Raw genomic sequence first — 22,288 nt, 5'->3', positions numbered from 1 at the left:
GCCTTCTAGAGCAAGTTGAAGTTCGCTTACTTCTTCTCTGAGGTCATTTCCGGATGAATACGCAAACTGTCGCCGACCCGCGGCTTATTGCCGATGGCGGCAATCTTCGGCAACGACTCCAGAACGATTTCCAGGCACACCGGATTAAGCCGTGGGTAAACTTCGCGAATGGTGTCCCATGTCCAGTTACCCAGGCCTTCGGCTGGATTGGAGATGGCGATCAGCGAGGCATAGTTGATCCCGGCCATGCGCGCATAGATCACTTCCGACCCCACGCTCATGGTCACCAGGTCGCCCCCCATCTTGGCCAGCATGCGCACTTCCGCAGCCGTTTCGAAACGCCCGCCGCGGGTTTGCATGATCACCCCGCTCTTGTGCAGGTTGATCCCGGCGACGGGAGCATCTCCACGATTCAGGCGTTTCTGCGTCTCATCGATCAGGATGTCGCGAAGAGTGGGATCCATGGCTGGCGTGTAGCGCGGAACCGGATGGTCGCCCTTGCGGTAGATGGCATCCGGCAGCGCCAGTGGCCGGTCGATGTTGAAGTCGATGACATCATCGGCCACCACCAGATCGTGGAGCTTCATTGCCGGGTTGATACCACCGGCTGTTGCCCCACCAATCGCATCTTTAACCCGTAGCTGGTAAAGGGCAGCCCAGGTTTCGACGATCTTTCCGTCGCCATGCATATTGATGTAATAGAACGGAACGTTTTTATAGTTGCCGCAATAGATAGTTGGGGAAGTTCCGGCTGGAGTTTCAAGGGTGAAGGACTCCTTGAGTTTTCCGGACTTCAACATGGCATCGTTGATGAATGTACCGCCAATCACCGCAATATCGGCTTTGCACGGAACCGCGGGGGTCGCGGCCCAGGCCGTTACCGATAAGCATCCAAGTAATAAACCCAGGAGGATTTTCATGAAACACCTCTTCACTTAGTTGTAAGTCCTGCCGTTTCTCAGGCAAGGCGTGGCCGTCATGCGGGTTGGTTGAATGTCAGCCAACGGGCATTGGTGTTAAGCATCAGCGCCGGCAACGCGCTGGCTGTATGGTTATTGTCCGAACCGGTAAACAGCGGCTTCAGTCGCCAGGAAGTGTTTTCAAGCAACGAGTGCGGTTATCAACGACATCCGCTTGTCAGTGCTCGATCGCGCTTCTTGGGTCATGGCTCAGTTTGTTGTATGGCGTTCACCAGGCCGGGTCATGAGTTCAGTGTCCCGGCAGGGTCTGCGAATACAGCTCCCAGTTTCCCGTCAGCGCGTTGATCACTGTGCTGCCCACTCGATAGGCCGCCTCGAGCGAGGGCTGCATACCGACGAAACCCGCCTGGTCATGAGCCATGCTTTGCGCGGCGCTCATGCCGGGTGGCTGCATGGTGTAGTTACTGGCGGTACGCAATACCAGCACGCGGTCCAGGTCCACCTTCGCCGCTTTGTTCAGGAAACTGAGGGACTGCAGGGTTCCGGTGTCCTCCATGGCGGAAGTCACGAATTGCCCTTTGCCGTCGGTCCAGTACTTGACCCAGTCACCGGCCCAGTCGTTGAGCCGCTTGCCGTGCCAGAACGTCGAGGAGGCGAGGTTGTCGCCTTTCATGACCCTGGCCGGCAGAACGGCTTGGGGGAAGCCCTTGAACTGTTGGCGAAACGCTGCCAGTTCCTTGTTTTCTACCAGTGGGACGTCCTTTGTCAGGTTGTAGGCCCAATCCACCAGTCGACCATTGAGCTTGTAGACTTCGCCGATGCTGTCCGAACGTGGCTGGGCATAAGGCGTTGCGCGAAAGAACGGGGTGTAGCCGGTTTTCCAGTCTTTGGGGATTTCCCGCGCATCGATCTCGTGCGCCAGGTCACCGTCCACCACATAGTTGGCCCATGCCGCCGAACCGATGGAGCCCTTGTGCGGATTGATGCCGGCAATGCCCGCGACCAGCCAGTACGCCTTGCTCAAGTCAAAGCGTGGATCCATGCCCAGGGCCATTACCGACGCCGCCGCACGGGCAGTGCCCATGCCGGTCACCGTTGCCAGGACGCCGGTTTCAGGGTTCAGGCATACGTCATGAAAACCCTGGGCGAGCGGCATGCACTGATTCAGGCCGGCGCGTTCACGCCAGAACTGAAACTCGCCAGGGTTGTCTCCCTGATCCTGGCCGACCTCGAACATGCTCAGAACTACAGCCTTGATCTGAATCGGCTGCTCGGCGGCCTGGGTTGCTCCGGCTGCGCCCAGGCAGCACAGCGCGGCAGCGAGTGCGCCACTGGTTGTACGTGTCGTCATCGTCTTGATTCCTTGGCAGAGGGCGTGCGCTCCGCGCGCACCCTCCACGGGCTTATTTCAGGTCGAACCTGACCGTCTGTTTAGCGCGCTGCTCAACTGCTGCGCCATTGACCATTCGCGGCTGGAACTTCCAGCGTTTCACCGCGCTGATCGCGGCCTCGTCGAACAGCTTGCGTGGTTTCGACTCGAGGACCTTGGCACTGGCAACCGTGCCGTCCGGGCGGATCGCAAGTTCCAGCACCACATAGCCCTCGATCTTGGCCTGTCGGGCATCACGCGGATAAACCGGTGCCTGCTGATCCAGGGCGACCGCGTCGGTGCTGCTCGACGGTGCGGGCGGTGGCGGCGGCGGTGGAGTAACCGGTGGTGGCGGTGTCGGCGCGGGTGGCGGCGGCACTGGCTGTTGCGGTTTGGGCTCCGGTTTGGGTTTCGGCTTCTCCGGCGTGACCTTTTTCGCCGGCGCAGGCTTTTTCACCGGCGCAGGCGGCGGTGGAGGGGGAGGCGGCGGAGGCGGCGGAGGCGGCGCAGGTGGTGGGGGCGGTGGCGGTGCAGGCGGTGGCGGAGGAGGGACTTGCACCATGGTCACCTTAGTCACCTTCGGAGGCTCCTCAACTACCGGCTGCTTGGCCTCGATCAGGCTCAGCAACGTGATACCCAATGCAACCGCCAGCACAGCCAGGCCGATAGCCGCCGGCATCGACAGGTGATGGTCGACATGATGGTCGTCAGAGGCCCACAAGGCCCCTCGCCGTACGTTGGGGGTCAGGTCGTTCATCAGTTTTGCGTCGCCAGGCCAATAGCACTGATACCGGCAGCGCGTACCAGATCCATTGTGTGCACGATGCTTTCATATTGGGTGCCACGATCGCCGGCGATCACTACATCCAGTTTTCCGCTGTTCTGCATCTCGGTGAGCCGGCTCGTCAGTTGCTCGTCGCTGATGGGCTGGCCATCGACAAACAAGCCACCGTCGTTGGCGACGCCGATATTGAGCGTTACCGACTCGATTGCTTCTTGCGAGGAAGACTGCGGCAACTCCAGGGTAATGCCCGTGCCCTGGATCATCTCGATCATGATGAGTACGAAGAACACCAACAGAAACATCATCACGTCGATCATCGGAATGATTTCGATGCGGGCTTTCTCTTCATGTCCGAGATAGTTTGATCTCTTGCTAGCCATGATTATTTCTCCGAGTGGCGTAGGTATTAATCAACCCTTGGCCAAGCGCCCAACCAGCATGGACTTGATCAGTTCCATCTGATTGACGACCAGGCGGATACGCTTGTTGAAGTGATTGAGAAAAATCACGCAGACGATGGCGATGCATAAACCGACAGCGGTGGCGACCAGTGCATGGGCAATAGGCCCGGTTACCGAACTGACTTTCTGCGATGTATTGGCCGCCAATACACTGAATACCTGGATCATGTGAATGATGGTGCCGAGCAGTCCAAGCAGCGGACCTAAAGTTACACAGGTATCCAGTACCCACAGATTGCGATCCAGTCGCGGAATCTGAATCATGATGGTTTCATCGATATCCCGCTCCAGCGCCTCTTCGGACTTGCCGTGAGACTCCACCGCGGCCAATACCAACTTGCCTTGGGCACTTTTACTGTAGTGATCTGCAACTTTCTTGACGTCGGCCAGGTTGTCCTGGTCTACCCGCTTCAAATCCAGATCAAGACTTTGTCCCAGTTTGATACTCGTACTGAAGAAGAAGTAGCGTTCGATGATCACGGCGATCCCGATGATGAATACCACCACCATCAGGGGAATGAGCCCCCAAGAGTCTTTGGAGTACTGAATGACATCTTCTAACATGTGAAATCCTTCATTAACGTTGAGATACATGCTCGGTAGCGGGTACTGGACCGGCGTTGCGAGGCCTTGGTGCAGGTGCTCGACACGCCTCTGTGGAGGGCCAGGTGGAACGAGCGAAGGGGTCTTTGCAAAAACCTGACCAACAGTTCAGCTTAAACCTTTCAGCATGTATAAAATCTTCGAAAACAGCTCTAAATCGGCAATTTTGGCTGAGAAAGAATGGTTTTTTCCTGACGAGCGGTTTGGGTCGGGACAAACGGCTTGAGATCGATTTTCAATACGTGGCGGCAGGGACCTTTGTATCCGCCCCAACATGAAACGCCTCGCACCGTTTTGTGTCCGTTACTCGGCGTCAGGATTCGGATACAAGGGCTGACCTGTCGCTGGAAGTGCTTGAAAACAGGCTCAATATCTCGAAATGAAGCTGTCCTCATCAGCCTGGATGGTAGGGTGTTCGGCTGACTGCAAGGTCGTACCGGTATGAAGGGCTCGCCTGCTTGAAGCAGGGATCTGCGGTCTCTCCGATACAGTGCGCAGGGGGGAAACCGGGCGAAACTTGATCGGGCCGTGGCTGGGGATTCCATAAGCCGTGGCCGGGGCCTTTCGCTGGTCCGGCTGTTCTGGGCAAAGGTCAATCTTGTTGATTGCATGCATGCCCCTGGCTTTCGTTCTGATAAATAAAAAACCGGCGATGAATGACTTCGCCGGAAAAGACATCCTTGTCTGTGGAGGAGAACTCTTCACTTCTTGGGCAAGAAGTGAAATCGAATAAAAAAGTCGACAACAGTTACCCGTGTCGACATAAAGCACAGCCTGCTACTTCATCAATAGCCTGCAGTGCTAGGAGTCCGGCCACTTGGGAGATAAGCCGGAAATCGGTGGAGCCGATACTGGAATACATAGGCAGGACTCAGATCTTTCTATATGACCGATTTCTGCGTTGGGGACAGATAATCTTGTAATAGATAATCCAGTCTTTCTTTAGCCTGAGTGCTCATGCGACGAGTGATAGCCCGGGCGATTAATGCACTTCTTCAAGTGTAAGAAAACAAATGGTTCTGCCTGTGAATATCGTGTGTGGTTACTTCAGTTGAGTGAAAAACCTGTCTGTTCAAAGTGTTCGTCAGCCGTCGAAATTAAAATGGAACTCACGTCCAAAAAAAGCTAACCCTTGGGTCAGCTTAATCGTTTAAGCAGAAAGCGGGCCAATTTCCCGGGAGGGGCCGGAATAGAGGGTTTCCGGGCGAAAAGCAAATGACCTTGGCCGCGGATTCAGGGATAAGCGGTTGCTATTCGGCAGTCGAGTGGCTGTTTCCACTTGTGGCTGCGCACTCAAGCGGCGCCTGGTGCGCGGGTTTGGGGCGCCATTCATCCATCCTTGTCAGGCAGGAGTCATGCACGTTGGGTGATAGGGACTGCCAGCCCTTTCTGATGGCTGTTGCCTGGGCCAGGCCGGGGGCTGAGGGGAGGTGTTGCGAGGTGGGGGCATGGGCTGTCAGGCAGCCCATGCCGATAGTGAAAAGTCTTCGATCAGTGACCTGCCTGCCACGGCTGCCCCAGCGACACCGGCGCATACAGGCGGGTGCGCAGCGCATCCCGGGACAGCAGCACCAGCACCAGGATGGTCGCGGCATACGGCAGCATCGCCAGCAGGTTCGAGGGAATCGCCAGGCCCAGGCCCTGCGCCACCAGATGCAGGATGCTGGCGAGGCCGAACAGGTAGGCGCCGAGCAGCAGGCGCCATACTCGCCAGCTGGCGAACACCACCAGCGCCAGGGCGATCCAGCCGCGACCGGCGCTCATGTTTTCCGCCCACATCGGTGTGTAGGCCAGGGACAGGTAAGCCCCGGCCAGGCCGGCCATGGCACCGCCGAACAGCACCGCCAGGGTGCGTACCCGCAGCACCGGCAGGCCCATGGCGCTGGCCGCGTCGGGGTTTTCGCCGACCGCCTGGATGATCAGGCCGACCCGGCTTTTCAGGATCACCCAGGCCACCCCGGCGAACAGGGCAAAGGACAGGTAGACCAGCAGGTCCTGGGCAAACAGCATGCGTCCGATCAGCGGGATCTCGCTCAGCAGCGGAATCGCCATGGGCTCGAATCCGGCCAGGGGTTTACCGACCCAGCTGGCGCCGACGAAACTCGACAGCCCGACACCAAAGATGGTCAGGGCCAGGCCGGTGGCCACCTGATTGGCGTTGAATACCAGCGCCACCAGGGCGAACAGCGATGACAGCAGCATCCCGGCGAGCATCGCCAGCAGTACGCCGAGCCACAGGTTGCCGCTGTTCAGGGCGACGATAAAACCGATCACCGCGCCAAACAGCATCATGCCTTCCTGGCCGAGGTTGAGGACGCCGCTCTTTTCGCAGATCAGTTCGCCCAGGGCCACCAGCAGCAGCGGCGTACCGCAGCGGATCATGGCGTAGAAAATATTGCTCAACAGATCGATATCCATCACAGCGCTCCTGCCTGTACGGAAGGGTTGGCGGCGCGACGTGCCCAACGCAGGTTCAGGCGCGGCCGATAGAGAATCAGCACGTCACTGGCCAGCAGGAAGAACAGCATCATGCCCTGGAACAACTGGGTGATGGCTTGCGGCAGGTTGAGGCTCATCTGCGCGTTCTCGCCACCGATGTACAGCAGCGCCATCAGCAGGCTGGAAAACAGAATGCCGATGGGGTGCAGGCGGCCGAGAAAGGCCACGGTGATCGCCGCATAGCCATAGCCGGGCGACACCTGGGGCACCAGTTGGCCGATGGGGCCGGTGACTTCGCACACCCCGGCCAGGCCGGCCAGCCCACCGCTGATCAGCAGCGCCAGCCAGATCAGGCGTTTCTCGCGAAAACCGACGAAGCCGGCGGCGCGTTTGTCCAGGCCCAGCACCTTGATCTGGAAACCGACGAAGCTCTTTTGCAGCAGCACCCACACCGCCACCAGGGCCAGCAGGGCGAAATACACCCCGGCGTGCACCCGGCCATCTTCCAGGAGCAGCGGCAGGCGGCTGGCGTCGCCGAACATCGCCGACTCGGGGAAGTTGAACCCGGCCGGGTCTTTCAGCGGCCCGTGCACGCAATACAGCAGCAGGTTCAGGGCGATGTAGTTGAGCATGATGCTGGTGAGGATTTCATTGGCATTGAAGTGCGTGCGCAACCAGGCGGTGAGGCCGGCCCAGGCGGCGCCGGCCAGGGTGCCGGTGAGCAGGATCAGCACCAGCGCCCAGCGGCTTTGCAGGTCGATGATGTTCACCGCCAGCGCGCTGCCGGCCAGGGCGCCGAGCAGCAGTTGGCCTTCGGCGCCGATGTTCCAGATCCGTGCCTGATACGCCACGGCCAGGCCGAGGGCACAGAGCAGGATCGGCAGTGCCTTGACCAGCAGTTCGGAGACGCCATACAGGTCGCTGATCGGGGCGATCAGCAAGGTGTGCAAGGTTTCCAGCGGGTTGTGGCCCAGGGCGATGAACAGCAGCGAGCCGCAGCCCAGGGTCAGGACCGCGGCCAGCAGCGGCGAGCACCAGAGCATCAGGCGCGATTGCTGGCCGCGGGGTTCGAGAGAAAGCAGCATAAATAAAACGCTCCGTTACGCGGGCTGAGCAGATAAGTGGACGGGGGTATCGAACTGGCCGGCCATCCAGCCGCCGACCTCGATCAGGCTGGTGTCCGCGGTGGCCTTGAGCGCCGACAGGCGACCGCCGCACAGGGCCGCCAGGCGATCGCTGATCTGGAACAGTTCATCGAGGTCTTCGGAGATCACCAGGATCGCCGCCCCCGCATCGCGCAGGGCCACCAGGGCCCGGTGGATAGTCGCGGCGGCGCCGACGTCGACGCCCCAGGTCGGGTGCGCGGCGATCAGCAGCCTGGGGCGCTGGAGGATTTCCCGGCCGAGGATGAATTTCTGCAGGTTGCCGCCGGACAGGCTGCGGGCGGCGGTCTGGCTGTCCGGGGTTTTCACCGCAAAGCGGCGGATGATGTCTTCGGCCAGGGCCAGCACTTTGCCGCGCTGGATCAGGCCTTTGCTCACCAGCCCTTGCTGGAAGGCGGTCAGCAGGGCGTTGTCCGCCAGGCTCAGTTCCGGCACGGCGCCGTGGCCCAGGCGCTCGGCCGGGACGAACGCCAGGCCCAGCCCGCGGCGGGCGTCGGGGCGCAGGTGGGCGACGGCTTGCCCGGCGAAGCGCAGGGTGGCGCCTTGGGCGCGGCCAAGGCGCTGTTCGCCGCTGAGCAGGGCCAGCAGTTCGTCCTGGCCGTTGCCGGCGACCCCGGCGATGCCGACGATTTCCCCGCTGCGCACGTCCAGGTCGATGTCCTTGAGCGAGCAGCCGAACGGGTCCGGGTTGGGCCAGGACAGCTTCTGGACTTGCAGGAAGGCGTCGCCGCCCTTGGCCTTCGGGTAATCGGTGATCAGGCCCGCGGCTTCGCCGACCATCAGCCGCGCCAGTTCCTGGTCCGAGCATTGCGCGGGTATGCAGTGCCCGGCCACCCGGCCGCCGCGCAGCACCGTGGCGCTGTGGCACAGGGCGCGGACTTCGCCGAGCTTGTGGCTGATGAACAGAATGCTGCAGCCTTCGCTGGCCAGGCGGCGCAGGGTGACGAACAGTTCGTCGGCCTCCTGGGGCGTCAGCACCGAGGTTGGTTCGTCGAGGATCAGCAGGCGGATGTCCTGCATCAGGCAGCGAATGATCTCCACCCGCTGGCGCTCGCCGATGGACAGGCTGTGCACCAGGCGTTCCGGCTCCAGGGCCATGCCGTAGCGCTGCGAAACCTGGCGGATCTTCGGCTCCAGCTGCTTCGGCGTGCCGGCCGCGGCGCCCATGGCCAGGGCGATGTTCTGCGCCACGCTCAGGGTTTCGAACAGCGAGAAATGCTGGAACACCATGCCGATCCCCAGGCTGCGCGCCTGGGCCGGATTGCGCATGAGCTGATGCTGCCCCTGCCAGATCAGCTCGCCCGAGTCGGCCTGGGTCACCCCGTAGATGATCTTCATCAGGGTGCTTTTGCCGGCGCCGTTTTCACCGAGCAGGGCATGGATCTCCCCGGGCTGGATACTCAGGTCGATCCCGTCGTTGGCCAGGCAACCGGGATAACGCTTGGTGATCCTGCGCAGTTGCAGGCGGGGTGTTGCATCGGGGATGGGTACAGGGTTTGGCATGACGGACTCGGGTTGCTGAACGTTATGCCGGTGGACAAAGCAATTTCCTGGCCAGGGAGTCAGGAAATTGCCGGGGCCCCGATGAACTGCGGCCTCGTGCCCCCTTTGCTCGTTCCCTGCACCTGCACTTGGCACCAGTTCAGGGCAAGGTGCTTGAAAAGGCTGCGGTTTACCCGAACGAGGCTGGTCGAAAAATGATCAGGTGCCTGCAAGCCTTGCCGTATCGGCGGCTGGCGCAGCCTTGCACGGGTTATCCACAGCTTGCTCCACAGTATTTGTGTGCAAGCCCAAAGGTCGGGCATAAGCACTGTGTGGCTTTCTTCTAAAAGCGATAAACCGAGCTAACTTGCTGTTTTAACTTGAAAAATATGTTTTTGACGAGCAATTGGACGAAAAGTGAGCAACCGCCGCAAAGCCACGTTGCAAAAGGGTTACAGGCGAGTGTGCTCAGGTTATCCACAGCCGGGTGCACAGCAGGTGTGGGCAAGTCGGCTATCCACCGGGCCGTTGTGCACAGGATGATTTCCAGGCGTGGGTGCGTATTGGTGCACTCAGCGCTGCAAGAAGATGCGCCCGCGGCTCAGGTCGGCCAGCTGGCTTTGCAGGGTGGCGATCTGGCTTTCACCCAGGGCCAGTTGCAGTTCCACGCCGTTGGCCGTGAACTGCTCCTCGACCAGCAGCCCGCCGAGTTCGGCGAGCCGCAGCTTGACCAGGGCCAGCTCGCTGAAGCTGCAGGCGCAGCGCAGGGCTACGCGGCTGATCAGTTCGATGCGTTCGGCGCCTTGCAGGCACTTGTTGGCGCTGCCGCCATAGGCGCGGGCCAGGCCGCCGGTGCCCAGTTGAATGCCGCCGTACCAGCGAATCACCAGTACCGCGACCTGATCGCAGTCCTGGGCCTCGATGGCCGCAAGGATCGGCCGGCCGGCGGTGCCGCCAGGCTCGCCGTCATCACTGCTGCGGTATTGGTCGGCGAGTTTCCAGGCCCAGCAGTTGTGGGAGGCGTTGAGATCGCTGTGCTGTTCGATGAAGGCCTGGGCCTCGGCCGCGCTGTTGATCGGTGCGGCGAGGGCGATAAAGCGGCTTTTGCGAATCTCTTCGCGGTATTCGCAAAGGCCGGCGAGGGTAAAGGGCATGCGCTGTGTTCTTTATAAGGCAGGCTTGAGGCCGCAACCCTTGAGGATGATGCGGATCAGGTTGTTGCCGGCGTCTTCCATGTCCTGCTTGGTCAACTTGCTGCGACCGGTGACGCGGCAGATCTGGGTGGCGAAGTCGGCGTAATGCTGGGTGCTGCCCCACAGCAGGAAGATCAGGTGCACCGGGTCCACCGGGTCCATCTTGCCGGCGTCGATCCAGGCCTGGAACACCGCGGCGCGCCCCTGGAACCAGGCGCGGTAGTCCTGGCTGAAGTATTCGCTGAGGCATTCGCCGCCGCTGATGATCTCCATGGCGAAGATCCGCGAGGCCTGCGGCTGGCGCCGGGAGAACTCCATCTTGGCGCGGATGTAGCGGCTCAGCGCTTCGGCCGGATCGTCCTCGGCGGTCAGGGTGTTGAAGGTGCTGTCCCACAGCTCGAGGATGTTGCTCAGCACCGCGACATACAGCCCAAGCTTGTTGGTGAAGTAGTAGTGCAGGTTGGCCTTGGGCAGGCCGGCATTCTGCGCGATGGTGTTCATGCTGGTGCCTTTGAAACCGTGACGGGCGAACTCGTCTTCGGCGGCCTTGATGATCGCTTCTTCGTTTTTCTGGCGAATACGGCTGGCGGGCTTGGCGGTTTGAGGACCGGCGTGGGCTGGGACTTCAAGGGTCATAGGCGTTTCCGAGCTGTTCTGTGGGTGCAACCAGTGCGTTGATAGCGCACCCACAAGCCTCAGACAAGTCTTAATGGGCAGAAAACCCTCAAAGCGGTTCCAGGGTGTCGCTTTCGCGAGCCGGATTTGCGCTACGCAGCGCGGCTCGATCTTCCGGTAGCAACAGGCACATGAGGATCGCGGTCAGGCCGCCGCTGGTGATCGCCGAGTCGAACAGGTTCTGCACCACCTTGGGCAACAGGTGCAGCAGGTTCGGTTGCGCCGCGATCCCCAGGCCGACGCCGAAGGAGGTGGCGATGATCAGCATGCTGCGTCGGTCCAGCGGTGCCTGGGCGAGGATGCGCACGCCGGCCGCGGCGACGCTGCCGAACATCACCAGGGTCGCGCCGCCCAGCACTGGCTTGGGGATTTGCTGCAGCACCGCGCCGATCAGTGGAAACAGGCCCAGGCAGAACAGCAGCAGGCCGATATACAGCCCGACATGCCGGCTGGCCACGCCGGTCAGCTGAATCACCCCGTTGTTCTGGGCGAAGGTGGTGTTGGGGAAGGCGCTGAAGGTCGCGGCGATCATGCAACTGACGCCGTCGCCGAGGATGCCGCCCTTGAGCCGGCTTATATAAGAAGGGCCGCTGATGGGCTGGCGAGCAAGCATGCAGTTGGCGGTCAGGTCGCCGACGGTTTCGATGGTGCTGATCAGGTAGATCAATGCCACGGGCAGGAACGCCGTCCAGTCGAAGCTGAAGCCGAAGCGGAAGGGCGTCGGCAGGCTGACCAGCGGCAGGTCGGGCAATGCCTGGGGCACCAGCTTGCCGCTGAACCAGGCGGCGAGGCTACCCAGGGCCAGGCCGATGATGATCGCCGACAGCCGTACCCAGGGCGTGTTCGAGCGGTTCAGCAGGATGATCGTCAACAGCACGAACAGCCCCAGCGCCAGATTGCCTGGGGCGCCGAAGTCCGCGGCATTGAAGCCGCCGCCCAGGTCGGTGATGCCGACCTTGATCAGGCTGACGCCGATCAGGGTGATCACGATGCCGGTGACCAGCGGCGTGATGACCCGACGCAATTGGCCGATGAAGCGGCTCAGGACGATCTGCACCGCCGCGCCGAAAAAACATACGCCGAAAATCATCGCCAGGATGTCTTCCGGGCTGCCGCCCCGTTGCTTGACCAGAAAGCCCGCGGACAGCACTGCGCCGAGGAAGGCGAAGCTGGTGCCTTGCAGGCAGATCATCCCCGCGCCGATCCCGAATGGCCGACGCGCCTGGATGAAGGTGCCGACGCCGGAAACCATCAGCGCCATACTGATCAGGTAGGGCAGGTAGGTGCCCAGGCCCAGGGCGGAACCGATCACCAGCGGCGGGGTGATGATGCCGACGAAGCTCGCCAGCACATGCTGCAGGGCGGCGAGTATCGCGGCGAGCGGTTTCGGGCGATCGTCGAGGCCGTAGATCAGATCGCTTTGGCGGGAGGTGTCTGGCTGCATGGACTGGGAACTCAGGGCTGACGGTTCAAGGTCATCGTGCCCTGCAAAAAGCTGTCCAGGTGCTCAGGTTATTGTGTGTTATCTCCGCTGTAAGTCAATGAATGTGAGGCTTTGATGGCGTCTTCTGTTTTTTCAGCGGGTGGCCGCCAGGCTGTCCAGGAAGCTTTCCAGCACCAAATGGGGGCGACGGCCCTTGCGTGTGACCGATGCCAGGCTCAGGTCATAAAAACGTGAAGCGGGTTTGAGGGCGCGCAGTCGTCCCTGCTGGACCCAGAGGCTGGCGTAGTGGTCCGGCAGGTAACCGATGTAGCGTCCGGTCAGGATCAGGAACGCCATGCCTTCGCGATCCGAAGCGCTGGCGGTGCAATTGAGCGCCTGGTAATGGGCCTGGATCTCGGCGGGCAGGCGGAAAGTCGGGGCGATGGCGTCCTGCTCATTGAGGCGCCGATCGTCCAGTTGCTTGTCGTCGACATAAAACAGCGGATGGCCGACGGCGCAGTAAAGCAGCGAGCGTTCGCTGTACAGCGGCTGGTATTCCAGCCCGGACAAGGCGCTGGCCTGGGGCACCACGCCGACATGCAGGCGACCGTCGAGCACCCCTTGTTCGACTTCGTTGGGGGCGATCATGCGGATCTGGATCTGCACGTCCGGCCCGCGTTCCTTCAGTTGAGCCAGGGCATGGGTGATGCGCATGTGGGGCAGGGTGACCAGGTTGTCGGTCAGGCCGATGATCAGTTCGCCCCGCAGGTGACGGTGCAGGCCGTTGACCTCGGTGCGAAAACTTTCCAGGGCACTCAACAGTTGCAGGGCCGATTGATACACCTCGCGACCCTCTTCGGTCAGCGAGAAGCCGGCGCGCCCGCGTTGGCACAGGCGCAGGCCGAGGCGTTGCTCAAGGTCGCTCATCTGCTGGCTGATGGCCGAGCGACCGATGCCGAGCACGGTTTCCGCGGCGGAAAAGCCACCGCACTCGACCACGCTGCGAAAGATCCGCAGCAGGCGGATATCAAAGTCGCTGACTTGCGCCAGCGGGTCGGCGCGACGGCTGCTCATAGTTTAGTGAACCACTGACTGAAGGTTATAAAAGTTGGATTTCACCGACTTTATAGCCGTGGCAACTTAGCTGCAACAACGCTTTCCGATCCCTGCGCCGCTTATTGCCCTGCGAGGTTTTGCCCCATGAACATGCATGAAAACGCTCCAGCTTCCCTGGCCAGCCAGCTCAAGCTCGATGCTCACTGGATGCCCTACACCGCCAACCGCAACTTCCAGCGCGATCCACGTCTGATCGTCGCCGCCGAAGGCAGCTGGCTGGTCGACGACAAGGGCCGCAAGGTTTATGACTCGCTGTCCGGCCTGTGGACCTGTGGTGCCGGCCACACCCGCAAGGAAATCCAGGAAGCGGTGGCCAAGCAACTGGGCACCCTCGATTACTCGCCAGGCTTCCAGTACGGTCACCCGCTGTCGTTCCAGCTGGCCGAGAAAATCACCGCGCTGACCCCGGGCAACCTGAACCATGTGTTCTTCACCGACTCCGGTTCCGAATGCGCCGATACCGCGGTGAAAATGGTGCGCGCCTACTGGCGCCTGAAAGGCCAGTCGACCAAGACCAAGATGATCGGCCGTGCCCGTGGCTACCACGGCGTGAACATTGCCGGCACCAGCCTCGGCGGGGTCAACGGCAACCGTAAACTGTTCGGCCAGGCGATGATGGATGTCGACCACCTGCCGCACACCCTGCTAGCAAGCAACGCGTTCTCCCGTGGTATTCCGGAGCAGGGCGGTATCGCCCTGGCCGATGAGCTGCTCAAGCTGATCGAACTGCATGACGCTTCCAACATCGCTGCGGTGTTCGTCGAGCCTCTGGCCGGTTCCGCTGGCGTGCTGGTGCCGCCACAGGGTTACCTCAAGCGCCTGCGGGAAATCTGCGACCAGCACAACATCCTGCTGGTGTTCGACGAAGTGATCACCGGTTTTGGCCGTACCGGCAAGATGTTCGGTGCCGACAGCTTTGGCGTGACCCCGGACCTGATGTGCATCGCCAAGCAAGTTACCAACGGTGCGATTCCGATGGGCGCGGTGATTGCCAGCTCCGAGATCTACCAGACCTTCATGAACCAGCCGACCCCTGAGTATGCGGTGGAATTCCCCCACGGCTACACCTACTCGGCGCACCCGGTGGCCTGCGCGGCCGGCCTGGCGGCACTGGATCTGCTGCAGAAGGAAAACCTGGTGCAGAGCGTCGCTGAGGTGGCGCCGCATTTCGAGAAGGCGCTGCACGGTATCAAGGGTGCGAAGAATGTCATCGACATCCGTAACTTCGGCCTGGCCGGTGCCATCCAGATTGCTCCACGGGATGGCGATGCCATCGTGCGTCCGTTCGAAGCGGGCATGGCGCTGTGGAAAGCCGGTTTCTATGTACGCTTCGGCGGCGACACCCTGCAGTTTGGCCCGACCTTCAACAGCAAGCCGCAGGATCTGGACCGTCTGTTCGATGCCGTTGGCGAAGTGCTGAACAAGCTCGACTGATTCCCGAAAACTGTAGGAGCCGAGCTTGCTCGCGATGGCGTACTCATAGGCGCCATCGTGGTTTGGCTCATGTTCAAAGTCATCTATATAGAGCAGGCGCCCCTTGGCGGGTGCCTGTGGACAACTTCAGGAGTTCCCCGATGAGCGTTATCCCGCATTTGATCAATGGTGAACTGGTGACCGAGAGCGGTCGCGCGGTCGATGTGTTCAACCCGTCCACCGGTCAGGCGATCCACAAGCTACCGCTGGCCAGCCGCGAAACCATCCAGAACGCCATCGATGCAGCCAAGGCTGCCTTCCCGGCCTGGCGCAACACGCCGCCGGCCAAGCGTGCCCAGGTGATGTTCCGCTTCAAGCAACTGCTGGAGCAGAACGAATCGCGCATCGCCCAGTTGATCAGCGAAGAACACGGCAAGACCCTGGAAGACGCCGCCGGTGAGCTCAAGCGTGGTATCGAGAACGTCGAGTTCGCCTGTGCCGCTCCGGAAATCCTCAAGGGCGAGTACAGTCGCAACGTCGGCCCGAACATCGATGCCTGGTCCGACTTCCAGCCGCTGGGCGTGGTTGCCGGCATCACCCCGTTCAACTTCCCGGCGATGGTGCCGCTGTGGATGTATCCGCTGGCGATCGTCTGCGGCAACTGCTTCATCCTCAAGCCATCCGAGCGTGACCCGAGTTCGACCCTGCTGATCGCCCAGCTGCTGCTGGAAGCCGGCCTGCCGAAAGGGGTGCTGAGTGTGGTGCACGGCGACAAGGCTGCGGTGGACGCGCTGATCGAAGCGCCGGAGATCAAGGCACTGAGCTTCGTCGGTTCGACGCCGATTGCCGAATACATCTACGCCGAAGGCACCAAGCGCGGCAAGCGCGTGCAGGCACTGGGCGGGGCGAAGAACCACGCCGTGCTGATGCCGGATGCCGACCTGGATAACGCGGTCAGTGCCCTGATGGGCGCGGCCTACGGTTCCTGCGGCGAGCGCTGCATGGCGATCTCGGTTGCCGTGTGTGTCGGCGACCAGGTGGCCGATGCGTTGGTGGCCAAGCTGGTGCCGCAGATCAAGGCGCTGAAAATCGGTGCCGGCACTTCCTGTGGCCTGGACATGGGGCCGCTGGTCACAGGTCAGGCGCGGGACAAGGTCAGCGGTTATGTCGAGGATGGCGTGAAGGCGGGCGCGAAACTGGTGGTCGACGGTCGTGGCCTGAGCGTGCCGGGGCATGAAGAAGGCTTCTTCCTTGGTGGCTGCCTGTTCGACAACGTCACCCCGGAAATGCGCATCTATAAAGAAGAGATCTTCGGGCCGGTGCTGTGCGTCGTGCGAGTGAACAGCCTGGAGGAGGCCATGCAACTGATCAACGATCACGAGTACGGCAACGGTACCTGCATCTTTACCCGTGACGGTGAAGCGGCGCGCCTGTTCTGTGACGAGATCGAAGTCGGGATGGTGGGCGTCAACGTACCGCTGCCGGTGCCGGTGGCTTACCACAGCTTCGGCGGCTGGAAGCGTTCGCTGTTTGGCGACCTGCATGCCTACGGTCCGGACGGTGTGCGTTTCTATACCCGTCGCAAGGCGATCACTCAGCGTTGGCCACAGCGTGCCAGCCATGAAGCATCGCAGTTTGCCTTCCCTAGCTTGTAATAAGTAGAAGGGTATTAAAGGCCGCCCCCTTGGGGGCGGCCTTTGCTTTTAAGGGCGTTTTTGATCGATATGACAGATTTGTGAAAATAAGTGTTGACGGCAGATTCTGGAAGTCTATAATTCGCCCCACTTCCGGCGCAGTCGAAACGGAAAACTCCTTGAGATTCAACTAGTTATACGGTTTTCGACAGCGGTTACGCTTCAGTTCATCGAGGCCCGAAGGAGTCGGTTCGGCAGTGTGTTTTCGCCGGATTGACGGTTCGATCTTCTCGGTCGAAAGCGGAGAAAAAGAGGTGTTGACAGCAGCGTGTAACGCTGTAGAATTCGCCTCCCGCTGACGAGAGATCGGAAGCGCAAGTGGTTGAAGTTGCAAAGGAAACTTTGAAAACTTCTTAAAATAACCGCTTGACAGATACAGAGGCTGCTGTAGAATGCGCGCCTCGGTTGAGACGAAAGACTTAACCAACCGCTCTTTAACAACTGAATCAAGCAATTCGTGTGGGTGCTTGTGGAGTCAGACTGATAGTCAGAAAGATTATCAGCATCACAAGTTACTCCGCGAGAAATCAAAGATGTAACCAACGATTGCTGAGCCAAGTTTAGGGTTTTCTCAAAACCCAAAGATGTTTGAACTGAAGAGTTTGATCATGGCTCAGATTGAACGCTGGCGGCAGGCCTAACACATGCAAGTCGAGCGGTAGAGAGAAGCTTGCTTCTCTTGAGAGCGGCGGACGGGTGAGTAATGCCTAGGAATCTGCCTGGTAGTGGGGGATAACGTTCGGAAACGGACGCTAATACCGCATACGTCCTACGGGAGAAAGCAGGGGACCTTCGGGCCTTGCGCTATCAGATGAGCCTAGGTCGGATTAGCTAGTTGGTGAGGTAATGGCTCACCAAGGCGACGATCCGTAACTGGTCTGAGAGGATGATCAGTCACACTGGAACTGAGACACGGTCCAGACTCCTACGGGAGGCAGCAGTGGGGAATATTGGACAATGGGCGAAAGCCTGATCCAGCCATGCCGCGTGTGTGAAGAAGGTCTTCGGATTGTAAAGCACTTTAAGTTGGGAGGAAGGGTACTTACCTAACACGTGAGTATTTTGACGTTACCGACAGAATAAGCACCGGCTAACTCTGTGCCAGCAGCCGCGGTAATACAGAGGGTGCAAGCGTTAATCGGAATTACTGGGCGTAAAGCGCGCGTAGGTGGTTCGTTAAGTTGGATGTGAAATCCCCGGGCTCAACCTGGGAACTGCATCCAAAACTGGCGAGCTAGAGTATGGTAGAGGGTGGTGGAATTTCCTGTGTAGCGGTGAAATGCGTAGATATAGGAAGGAACACCAGTGGCGAAGGCGACCACCTGGACTGATACTGACACTGAGGTGCGAAAGCGTGGGGAGCAAACAGGATTAGATACCCTGGTAGTCCACGCCGTAAACGATGTCAACTAGCCGTTGGGAGCCTTGAGCTCTTAGTGGCGCAGCTAACGCATTAAGTTGACCGCCTGGGGAGTACGGCCGCAAGGTTAAAACTCAAATGAATTGACGGGGGCCCGCACAAGCGGTGGAGCATGTGGTTTAATTCGAAGCAACGCGAAGAACCTTACCAGGCCTTGACATCCAATGAACTTTCCAGAGATGGATTGGTGCCTTCGGGAACATTGAGACAGGTGCTGCATGGCTGTCGTCAGCTCGTGTCGTGAGATGTTGGGTTAAGTCCCGTAACGAGCGCAACCCTTGTCCTTAGTTACCAGCACGTAATGGTGGGCACTCTAAGGAGACTGCCGGTGACAAACCGGAGGAAGGTGGGGATGACGTCAAGTCATCATGGCCCTTACGGCCTGGGCTACACACGTGCTACAATGGTCGGTACAGAGGGTTGCCAAGCCGCGAGGTGGAGCTAATCCCATAAAACCGATCGTAGTCCGGATCGCAGTCTGCAACTCGACTGCGTGAAGTCGGAATCGCTAGTAATCGCGAATCAGAATGTCGCGGTGAATACGTTCCCGGGCCTTGTACACACCGCCCGTCACACCATGGGAGTGGGTTGCACCAGAAGTAGCTAGTCTAACCTTCGGGAGGACGGTTACCACGGTGTGATTCATGACTGGGGTGAAGTCGTAACAAGGTAGCCGTAGGGGAACCTGCGGCTGGATCACCTCCTTAATCGACGACATCAGCTGCTTCATAAGCTCCCACACGAATTGCTTGATTCATTGAAGAAGACGATTGGGTCTGTAGCTCAGTTGGTTAGAGCGCACCCCTGATAAGGGTGAGGTCGGCAGTTCGAATCTGCCCAGACCCACCAATTACTGGTGCACCCTGTAGCGATACGGGGCCATAGCTCAGCTGGGAGAGCGCCTGCCTTGCACGCAGGAGGTCAGCGGTTCGATCCCGCTTGGCTCCACCATTACAGATTGGTGTCCATCGTTTAAAGCTTAGAAATGAGCATTCCGCTGATTGGCGATGAATGTTGATTTCTGATCTTTATCAGAATCGTTCTTTAAAAATTTGGGTATGTGATAGAAAGATAGACTGGATAGCACTTTCACTGGTGTTTATTCAGGCTAAGGTAAAATTTGTGAGTTTAATCGCGAATTTTCGGCGAATGTCGTCTTCACAGTATAACCAGATTGCTTGGGGTTATATGGTCAAGTGAAGAAGCGCATACGGTGGATGCCTTGGCAGTCAGAGGCGATGAAAGACGTGGTAGCCTGCGAAAAGCTTCGGGGAGTCGGCAAACAGACTTTGATCCGGAGATGTCTGAATGGGGGAACCCAGCCATCATAAGATGGTTATCTTGTACTGAATACATAGGTGCAAGAGGCGAACCAGGGGAACTGAAACATCTAAGTACCCTGAGGAAAAGAAATCAACCGAGATTCCCTTAGTAGTGGCGAGCGAACGGGGACTAGCCCTTAAGTGGCTTTGAGATTAGCGGAACGCTCTGGAAAGTGCGGCCATAGTGGGTGATAGCCCTGTACGCGAAAGTCTCTTAGTCATGAAATCGAGTAGGACGGAGCACGAGAAACTTTGTCTGAATATGGGGGGACCATCCTCCAAGGCTAAATACTACTGACTGACCGATAGTGAACTAGTACCGTGAGGGAAAGGCGAAAAGAACCCCGGAGAGGGGAGTGAAATAGATCCTGAAACCGTATGCGTACAAGCAGTGGGAGCAGACTTTGTTCTGTGACTGCGTACCTTTTGTATAATGGGTCAGCGACTTATATTCAGTGGCGAGCTTAACCGAATAGGGGAGGCGTAGCGAAAGCGAGTCTTAATAGGGCGTTTAGTCGCTGGGTATAGACCCGAAACCGGGCGATCTATCCATGGGCAGGTTGAAGGTTAGGTAACACTGACTGGAGGACCGAACCGACTACCGTTGAAAAGTTAGCGGATGACCTGTGGATCGGAGTGAAAGGCTAATCAAGCTCGGAGATAGCTGGTTCTCCTCGAAAGCTATTTAGGTAGCGCCTCATGTATCACTGTAGGGGGTAGAGCACTGTTTCGGCTAGGGGGTCATCCCGACTTACCAAACCGATGCAAACTCCGAATACCTACAAGTGCCGAGCATGGGAGACACACGGCGGGTGCTAACGTCCGTCGTGAAAAGGGAAACAACCCAGACCGTCAGCTAAGGTCCCAAAGTTATGGTTAAGTGGGAAACGATGTGGGAAGGCTTAGACAGCTAGGAGGTTGGCTTAGAAGCAGCCACCCTTTAAAGAAAGCGTAATAGCTCACTAGTCGAGTCGGCCTGCGCGGAAGATGTAACGGGGCTCAAACCATACACCGAAGCTACGGGTATCACGTAAGTGATGCGGTAGAGGAGCGTTCTGTAAGCCTGTGAAGGTGAGTTGAGAAGCTTGCTGGAGGTATCAGAAGTGCGAATGCTGACATGAGTAACGACAATGGGTGTGAAAAACACCCACGCCGAAAGACCAAGGTTTCCTGCGCAACGTTAATCGACGCAGGGTTAGTCGGTCCCTAAGGCGAGGCTGAAAAGCGTAGTCGATGGAAAACAGGTTAATATTCCTGTACTTCTAGTTATTGCGATGGAGGGACGGAGAAGGCTAGGCCAGCTTGGCGTTGGTTGTCCAAGTTTAAGGTGGTAGGCTGGAATCTTAGGTAAATCCGGGGTTCTAAGGCCGAGAGCTGATGACGAGTTACCTTTTAGGTGACGAAGTGGTTGATGCCATGCTTCCAAGAAAAGCTTCTAAGCTTCAGATAACTAGGAACCGTACCCCAAACCGACACAGGTGGTTGGGTAGAGAATACCAAGGCGCTTGAGAGAACTCGGGTGAAGGAACTAGGCAAAATGGCACCGTAACTTCGGGAGAAGGTGCGCCGGTGAGGGTGAAGGACTTGCTCCGTAAGCCCATGCCGGTCGAAGATACCAGGCCGCTGCGACTGTTTATTAAAAACACAGCACTCTGCAAACACGAAAGTGGACGTATAGGGTGTGACGCCTGCCCGGTGCCGGAAGGTTAATTGATGGGGTTAGCTAACGCGAAGCTCTTGATCGAAGCCCCGGTAAACGGCGGCCGTAACTATAACGGTCCTAAGGTAGCGAAATTCCTTGTCGGGTAAGTTCCGACCTGCACGAATGGCGTAACGATGGCGGCGCTGTCTCCACCCGAGACTCAGTGAAATTGAAATCGCTGTGAAGATGCAGTGTATCCGCGGCTAGACGGAAAGACCCCGTGAACCTTTACTATAGCTTTGCACTGGACTTTGAATTTGCTTGTGTAGGATAGGTGGGAGGCTTTGAAGCGTGGACGCCAGTTCGCGTGGAGCCATCCTTGAAATACCACCCTGGCAACTTTGAGGTTCTAACTCAGGTCCGTTATCCGGATCGAGGACAGTGTATGGTGGGTAGTTTGACTGGGGCGGTCTCCTCCTAAAGAGTAACGGAGGAGTACGAAGGTGCGCTCAGACCGGTCGGAAATCGGTCGTAGAGTATAAAGGCAAAAGCGCGCTTGACTGCGAGACAGACACGTCGAGCAGGTACGAAAGTAGGTCTTAGTGATCCGGTGGTTCTGTATGGAAGGGCCATCGCTCAACGGATAAAAGGTACTCCGGGGATAACAGGCTGATACCGCCCAAGAGTTCATATCGACGGCGGTGTTTGGCACCTCGATGTCGGCTCATCACATCCTGGGGCTGAAGCCGGTCCCAAGGGTATGGCTGTTCGCCATTTAAAGTGGTACGCGAGCTGGGTTTAGAACGTCGTGAGACAGTTCGGTCCCTATCTGCCGTGGACGTTTGAGATTTGAGAGGGGCTGCTCCTAGTACGAGAGGACCGGAGTGGACGAACCTCTGGTGTTCCGGTTGTCACGCCAGTGGCATTGCCGGGTAGCTATGTTCGGAAAAGATAACCGCTGAAAGCATCTAAGCGGGAAACTTGCCTCAAGATGAGATCTCACTGGAACCTTGAGTTCCCTAAAGGGCCGTCGAAGACTACGACGTTGATAGGTTGGGTGTGTAAGCGCTGTGAGGCGTTGAGCTAACCAATACTAATTGCCCGTGAGGCTTGACCATATAACACCCAAGCAATTTGCTTAAGAAGCGAGTTGCGGTGTGTGAAGACGA

At 58.8% G+C, this 22,288-nt stretch carries 14 protein-coding genes, 2 tRNA genes and 2 rRNA genes; 6 read left to right on the top strand and 12 right to left on the bottom strand.

Annotated elements, in window-relative coordinates:
• Window positions 1–26: 26 nt before the first annotated feature.
• From NRG23_RS15650 to NRG23_RS15595, 12 genes are all read right to left on the bottom strand, one after another.
• Complete coding sequence (locus tag NRG23_RS15650; protein ID WP_041988672.1) at window positions 27–920, bottom strand: 5'-methylthioadenosine phosphorylase; 894 nt, start codon at window positions 918–920, stop codon at window positions 27–29.
• Between the two features lie 289 nt (window positions 921–1,209).
• Window positions 1,210–2,271, bottom strand: a complete 1,062-nt coding sequence (locus NRG23_RS15645; RefSeq protein ID WP_009046827.1) for a purine nucleoside permease — start codon at window positions 2,269–2,271, stop codon at window positions 1,210–1,212.
• A 52-nt stretch (window positions 2,272–2,323) separates the two neighbouring features.
• Entirely contained in the window at window positions 2,324–3,046 is a 723-nt protein-coding gene (locus NRG23_RS15640; RefSeq protein WP_041988674.1) for an energy transducer TonB, read from the bottom strand.
• Window positions 3,046–3,453, bottom strand: coding sequence for a biopolymer transporter ExbD (locus NRG23_RS15635; RefSeq protein ID WP_009046829.1), 408 nt, complete (start codon window positions 3,451–3,453; stop codon window positions 3,046–3,048). Before NRG23_RS15635 ends, NRG23_RS15640 begins: the two co-directional genes overlap by 1 nt.
• Before the next feature lie 30 nt (window positions 3,454–3,483).
• Window positions 3,484–4,098, bottom strand: coding sequence for a MotA/TolQ/ExbB proton channel family protein (locus NRG23_RS15630; RefSeq protein ID WP_009046830.1), 615 nt, complete (start codon window positions 4,096–4,098; stop codon window positions 3,484–3,486).
• A gap of 1,530 nt (window positions 4,099–5,628) precedes the next feature.
• Complete coding sequence (locus tag NRG23_RS15625; RefSeq protein WP_016703814.1) at window positions 5,629–6,555, bottom strand: ABC transporter permease; 927 nt, start codon at window positions 6,553–6,555, stop codon at window positions 5,629–5,631.
• Window positions 6,555–7,661 (bottom strand): ABC transporter permease, encoded by a 1,107-nt coding sequence (locus NRG23_RS15620; RefSeq protein ID WP_124339560.1) that lies wholly within the window; start codon window positions 7,659–7,661, stop codon window positions 6,555–6,557. The genes NRG23_RS15625 and NRG23_RS15620 overlap by 1 nt, the downstream gene beginning before the upstream one ends.
• A 15-nt stretch (window positions 7,662–7,676) precedes the next feature.
• Window positions 7,677–9,242, bottom strand: a complete 1,566-nt coding sequence (locus tag NRG23_RS15615; RefSeq protein ID WP_038630534.1) for an ABC transporter ATP-binding protein — start codon at window positions 9,240–9,242, stop codon at window positions 7,677–7,679.
• A 551-nt stretch (window positions 9,243–9,793) separates the two neighbouring features.
• Entirely contained in the window at window positions 9,794–10,375 is a 582-nt protein-coding gene (locus NRG23_RS15610; RefSeq protein WP_009046834.1) for a YigZ family protein, read from the bottom strand.
• 12 nt (window positions 10,376–10,387) lie between these two features.
• Window positions 10,388–11,050: a TetR/AcrR family transcriptional regulator gene (locus tag NRG23_RS15605; protein ID WP_009046835.1), complete on the bottom strand. Its 663-nt coding sequence runs from the start codon at window positions 11,048–11,050 to the stop codon at window positions 10,388–10,390.
• A gap of 88 nt (window positions 11,051–11,138) precedes the next feature.
• Window positions 11,139–12,533, bottom strand: a complete 1,395-nt coding sequence (locus NRG23_RS15600) for a uracil-xanthine permease family protein (protein ID WP_016703817.1) — start codon at window positions 12,531–12,533, stop codon at window positions 11,139–11,141.
• A gap of 132 nt (window positions 12,534–12,665) precedes the next feature.
• A complete protein-coding gene (locus NRG23_RS15595; RefSeq protein ID WP_009046837.1) occupies window positions 12,666–13,586 on the bottom strand; it encodes a LysR family transcriptional regulator in 921 nt (306 codons plus the stop codon).
• Between the two features lie 126 nt (window positions 13,587–13,712).
• Here NRG23_RS15595 and NRG23_RS15590 point away from each other — a divergent pair, with 126 nt between their 5' ends.
• The 6 genes from NRG23_RS15590 to NRG23_RS15565 all read left to right on the top strand — a co-directional run bounded on the left by NRG23_RS15590 (window position 13,713) and on the right by NRG23_RS15565 (window position 22,237).
• Window positions 13,713–15,062, top strand: coding sequence for an aspartate aminotransferase family protein (locus NRG23_RS15590; RefSeq protein WP_009046838.1), 1,350 nt, complete (start codon window positions 13,713–13,715; stop codon window positions 15,060–15,062).
• Between the two features lie 140 nt (window positions 15,063–15,202).
• Window positions 15,203–16,696 (top strand): CoA-acylating methylmalonate-semialdehyde dehydrogenase, encoded by a 1,494-nt coding sequence (locus NRG23_RS15585; RefSeq protein ID WP_038630539.1) that lies wholly within the window; start codon window positions 15,203–15,205, stop codon window positions 16,694–16,696.
• Window positions 16,697–17,325: 629 nt separating this feature from the next.
• Window positions 17,326–18,862, top strand: a 16S ribosomal RNA gene (locus NRG23_RS15580).
• A 65-nt stretch (window positions 18,863–18,927) separates the two neighbouring features.
• Window positions 18,928–19,004: transfer RNA gene (locus NRG23_RS15575), tRNA-Ile, on the top strand.
• Between the two features lie 26 nt (window positions 19,005–19,030).
• Window positions 19,031–19,106: transfer RNA gene (locus tag NRG23_RS15570), tRNA-Ala, on the top strand.
• A gap of 239 nt (window positions 19,107–19,345) precedes the next feature.
• Window positions 19,346–22,237: ribosomal RNA gene (locus NRG23_RS15565) — 23S ribosomal RNA — on the top strand.
• Together the 16S and 23S rRNA genes with 2 tRNA genes alongside form the textbook arrangement of a ribosomal RNA operon.
• Window positions 22,238–22,288 lie beyond the last annotated feature (51 nt).

Origin of the sequence: Pseudomonas sp. T8 (assembly GCF_024610635.1) — a bacterium.
In the GTDB taxonomy this organism is placed as follows: Bacteria; Pseudomonadota; Gammaproteobacteria; order Pseudomonadales; family Pseudomonadaceae; genus Aquipseudomonas; species Aquipseudomonas chlororaphis_I.
This window is presented reverse-complemented; position numbering and strand designations above follow the sequence as displayed.